This window comes from Actinoplanes sp. NPDC048791 (assembly GCF_040650095.1).
In the GTDB taxonomy this organism is placed as follows: Bacteria; Actinomycetota; Actinomycetes; order Mycobacteriales; family Micromonosporaceae; genus Actinoplanes.
The window spans coordinates 1-4,106 of the sequence record NZ_JBEZGQ010000777.1 but is presented as its reverse complement, the minus strand read 5'-3'; the positions used below and the strand labels follow the sequence as shown (position 1 = coordinate 4,106).

General features: G+C 71.6%; 7 protein-coding genes. 3 read left to right on the top strand and 4 right to left on the bottom strand.

The genetic code is table 11. From position 1 onward, the window contains the following. Positions 1–282: hypothetical protein (locus tag AB0C29_RS36795; RefSeq protein WP_360830442.1), on the top strand; the 282-nt coding region annotated here is incomplete at its 5' end. Positions 283–290: 8 nt separating this feature from the next. Here AB0C29_RS36795 and AB0C29_RS36790 read toward each other — a convergent pair. Beyond that, complete coding sequence (locus tag AB0C29_RS36790; protein ID WP_360830439.1) at positions 291–974, bottom strand: SprT-like domain-containing protein; 684 nt, start codon at positions 972–974, stop codon at positions 291–293. 85 nt (positions 975–1,059) lie between these two features. Here AB0C29_RS36790 and AB0C29_RS36785 point away from each other — a divergent pair, with 85 nt between their 5' ends. Continuing rightward, positions 1,060–1,704, top strand: a complete 645-nt coding sequence (locus tag AB0C29_RS36785; RefSeq protein ID WP_360830436.1) for a hypothetical protein — start codon at positions 1,060–1,062, stop codon at positions 1,702–1,704. On the opposite strand, the gene AB0C29_RS36780 is transcribed toward AB0C29_RS36785, so the two are convergent. Both AB0C29_RS36780 and AB0C29_RS36775 read right to left on the bottom strand, forming a co-directional pair. Further along, complete coding sequence (locus tag AB0C29_RS36780) at positions 1,665–2,348, bottom strand: hypothetical protein (RefSeq protein WP_360830433.1); 684 nt, start codon at positions 2,346–2,348, stop codon at positions 1,665–1,667. The two genes, AB0C29_RS36785 and AB0C29_RS36780, sit on opposite strands and share 40 nt — an antisense overlap. Continuing rightward, complete coding sequence (locus AB0C29_RS36775) at positions 2,345–2,830, bottom strand: hypothetical protein (protein ID WP_360830430.1); 486 nt, start codon at positions 2,828–2,830, stop codon at positions 2,345–2,347. The genes AB0C29_RS36780 and AB0C29_RS36775 overlap by 4 nt, the downstream gene beginning before the upstream one ends. Before the next feature lie 117 nt (positions 2,831–2,947). Here AB0C29_RS36775 and AB0C29_RS36770 point away from each other — a divergent pair, with 117 nt between their 5' ends. Continuing rightward, a complete protein-coding gene (locus tag AB0C29_RS36770) occupies positions 2,948–3,295 on the top strand; it encodes an STAS domain-containing protein (RefSeq protein WP_360830427.1) in 348 nt (115 codons plus the stop codon). A gap of 41 nt (positions 3,296–3,336) precedes the next feature. On the opposite strand, the gene AB0C29_RS36765 is transcribed toward AB0C29_RS36770, so the two are convergent. Then, positions 3,337–4,106, bottom strand: a 770-nt coding sequence (locus AB0C29_RS36765; protein WP_360830424.1) for an STAS domain-containing protein, incomplete at its 5' end; no start/stop codon positions are given.

Here is a 4,106-nt window from a genome sequence, read left to right as displayed (position 1 = left end):
CACGTGTACGTGGATCCGGCCTCCACGCCGGACCAGCGCAACCTGATCACCGCGGCGATCCGCCGGAGCTGGGCGGGCGACACCCAGGGCATGATCTGGGAGCCGGACGCGGCCGAGTTCCGCGACACGTACTGCGACGGCGGTCCGGTGCAGGCAGAGGCCGTCGCCGGGCTGCCGTACTTCTTCCCCGTCGACCTGGGCGTGGCGAGCGACTTCCCCGCGCTGGTGCAGGAGGTCCAGGGCATGCCGGGCGTGGTCGCCGTCCAGCACAGACCAGCCTGAGCCGGCGGTCAGTCGCGCGTCAGTGGCTGCACCGACGGGAACGCGGCGCTGAGCATGCCGGCGCTGGTCTGCACCTGGTAGCGGCTGCGACCGCGCTTGACGATCGTGCCGGCCAGCCCGCCGTACCGTCCCGCGCCGGTCAGCCGGACCCGGTCGCCCACCCTGAGCTCGACGGACGCCGGCTCGGGCCGGGGCGCACGCAGGCGCGCGAGTTCGGCCGTGTAGCGAGGATGCATCGGCGCCGGCTCTCCCCGGTAGGTCCAGGTGTAGAGCGCGGCGAGGTCGAAGGCCGCGGAGCAGACGGCACACGAGCGCACCCGGACCGGCCGGCGATGAGCCGTCGTACGGTGACCCGCCGCGCAGACCCCCTCCCAGGCACCGTCAACCTTCGGCGCGTCGGCCGGCATGCACCGCTGCCCCGAACAACCGATCCGCCGCGCCGCCGCCCGCCACACCCGGTCATGACCGTGCCGCGGCCCGACGAGAGCGTGCGCGATCTCGTGCAGCACGGTCTCGGTGACCTGTTCCGGGGAGTAGAGGCTCATCAGGTGCCGCGAGAGGCCGATCACCTTACGGTCGGAGTGGCAGACCCCGGCCCGCGTCCGGGCGTTGTCGAGCACCAGCCGCCAGCCGGTCAGGCCGTGCTGGTGCATCAGCCGGGTGGCGAGCTCCCGTGTCTGCGTCTGGTTCAACCGCGAAACTCCTCGTCCTGGGTCCTGGCCGCCCGTCGATGGTGCCACGAGCGCTCGTGATCGTCGTGGCTGGCACCATGCTGTCGTGGGCTCGGACTGGACGTGGGAACTACAGGTGCCGGTGGCCGGCGAACCGGCTCTTCGCGAGCTGTATGCGCTGGCCGCCGAGCGGGAGCTGCGCCCGCAACGTCCGGACGGACTGATCAACCTCTTCAGCAAGCCCGAAGCGCATCTCCGCACGGTCGAGGACCCGGAGGTCGCATTGGCCGCCCAGGTAGCGGGCGGAGAGCACGGTCAGCTCTGGGCCGACGGTGCAGTCGACATCTACCTGAGCTGGGACGACGGCACACTGGTGTGGACGTTGGACTCGGTCTTCTGCCACCGCAGCCCGGTGCCGGAGGCCGACACCTTCCGCGAGTTGCACGCTCGCCTCACCAGCCTCTGGCTCGCTGCCGCCCAACGGCTCGACGCCGACGCCGGCCGCATCCTTGACGAGTGGTCCAGTGAGCAGGTGTGGCATCTCAGAGGTCCCGGCCGGCCGCCAGAACTCGGCTGGTGGGCCTATCTCGGCCCGGGCCGGCACCTGTCTGCACCACCCACGCCGGAAGTGACCGCCAGGTCGCGCCGGCTTCCGAACGGCGCACTGCTGATCGAACTCCTCGACGACCCGGCCGCGGTCGACCCGCTGCGCTACGAGGAAATCCACTCCAGGTGGCTCAGCGCCGGCTGAACCCCGGCGCGGAGGCCCTGCGGGCCGATGACGAGGTCATCGCCGCCGAAGCGCAGTATCAGACCGGCACAGACCGGCTCGCCACCCGGCGCGGGGATCACAGCCGCGGCGTTGAGCCGCTCCCCGACGAATCCGGACAGGACACCGTCGCTCAGGCCGTCCGAGGGGAAGGGATCATCCCGTACCAGCCGGAGCTCATCGCCCCGGCCGTGCAGCCCGACCGGCAGGTCACCCGCCAACAACAACCACGCAGCCAGCCCGGACGACCGCCGGGGCTCGGTCGCCGCGTCGAGCCGCAGGCCGATCCGGCTGGTCAGCCACGCGGAGATCATCTGCGGATCGCTGAAACCGGCGTACGGCACCGAGCGGTCATCGCCCAGCGCCTGCCCCACAGCCCGGGCCGTCGCCTCGTGGACGTCGCCCGTACCGGTGTCGATCTCGGTGGTGAACACCTCCGTCACCGTCACCCGGGCCGGTTGATTCTGCAGAGCCCACCGAGCGCCCAGCTCCGTCTCCCTGTGGTGGTGCTCGTCGACGTCGACGATCACCTCGACCGACGCCGTGTCGGACGGCGTCACCTCGACACTGACCCGGGCGAAGCGCGACGATCGCGCGGTCTGGCGCAGCAGCCGGAAGGTGGTCATCGGGCTTCCCGGGCCCGCAGCCGCGCCACCGCGGCCAGGATGTCCGTACGGTTGCGGCGCGACTTGAGCCACGCCGGCAACTTCTCGATCAAGGACATCGAGCATCCCCCGTACGGGCCGCGCTCCCGCAGGTCAGCGGCGACGAACTCGGCCAGCAGGTCCAGATGCGCCCGGTTGTACGCCCACAGCCGATGCCCCCGCACGGTCGCCGTGAGCCACAGCGGCTGCCGGAAGAACGGGTCGACGGCCGCACCCCAGCACGACGAGCGGTTCCGGGACGACCAGGTCGCCGTGTGCCCGCACGCGCGGCACACCAGCCGCCGCGGCCGGGTCGTCGGGAGCTCGTCGGCGGCCGGATCCGCGACCACCCGGGCGTGCGCGGCACAGCGCGGGCACACCACGTCGATCGGGTGCGCGGCCAGGTTGTACAGGGAATAGTCCGACGTCGGATCGCGGAAGCGTGACGCCCGGGCGGCCTTCATGCGGGGGACGGTACCGCCTGGACCGGTCCGGTCACCGCTGCATTTCCCACCGCCCCAACCCATCACTTTTGGTGACCTCGACTGGACCGGAACGTGACCTTGTGCCATCGTCGACGGGTGTCATTGTTGATGCGCGCTGAGTTGCTCGACCAGACCGTCGTGCTGGCTCTTTCCGGTGCGGTGGTCTATCAGAATCCGGAGCAGATCCCCGGGGCGGTACGGGCGGCGATCGTCCGGTGGGCGCCCGAGGCGATCCTGCTCGATCTGGCCGACGTCCGTGTGCTCGACGCGGCCGGGATCGCGGCACTGCTGGACGGCCACCGCGCGGTGAGCTGGGCCGGGATCTCCTTCGCGCTGGTCAACGTCGACGCGTTCGTGCTGGGTCAGCTGCGCGACGTCGGCGTGGCCAGCCTCATCCGGGCCCAGCAGCCGGCCGAGGAGGATCGCGCCACCGTCGACGTCTGACCCTCGCCCAGTCGACCGACGACACTGAGTAAAGGCGAGGGTCAGTCCGAGGGCGGCAGGCGGTGCTGCAGGAGGTGGCTGCGGGCGTACGCGATAGCACTCGGCGTGTCCCCGAACACGCACCCGTCGCGGCGCAGGTGCTCGGCAATGCCGAGCGTGCTCAGCACCTCCTCGTGGCTGGTCGCTATGCCGGAGAGCAGCACGGTGATGCCGCGTCGTTGCAGCCGGGCGATGGCATCGCCGAGCACGTGCGCTCCCGTGGCGTCCACGGTCGACACCCGTGACATGCGCAGGATCACCACCTGGGCATCGGTGATCTCGGACAGTTGCAGCAGGAACGTGTGGGCCGCGCCGAAGAAGAGTGGTCCGTCGAGGCGGTAGGCCACGATGTGCTCCGCCGGCAGGGCGTGTTCCTCGGCGCTGTGGTCGCCCTGCTCCAGGGGGATCTGCTCGATGCGGGCGGTGCGGGCCACCGCGCGCAGGGCCAGGACGATCGCGACGGCGATGCCGACCACCACGGCGGTGACCAGGTCGAAGGCGACAGTCACCGTGAAGGTCAGGACCAGCACCAGCGCGTCGCGGCGGGTGGACCGGGCCAGCGCGAGCAGCGACGCCGCCTCCACCATGCGGACGGTGGTGGCCAGCAGCACCCCGGCCAGCGCGGCCAGCGGGATGTGCTCGACCAGCGGGGCCGCCGCGAGCACGATGACGGCCAGGACGGCGGCGTGGGTCAGTGACGCGAGTTTCGAGCGGGCGCCGGCGCGGACGTTGACCGCGGTGCGGGCGATCGCCGCCGTCGCGGGGATCCCGC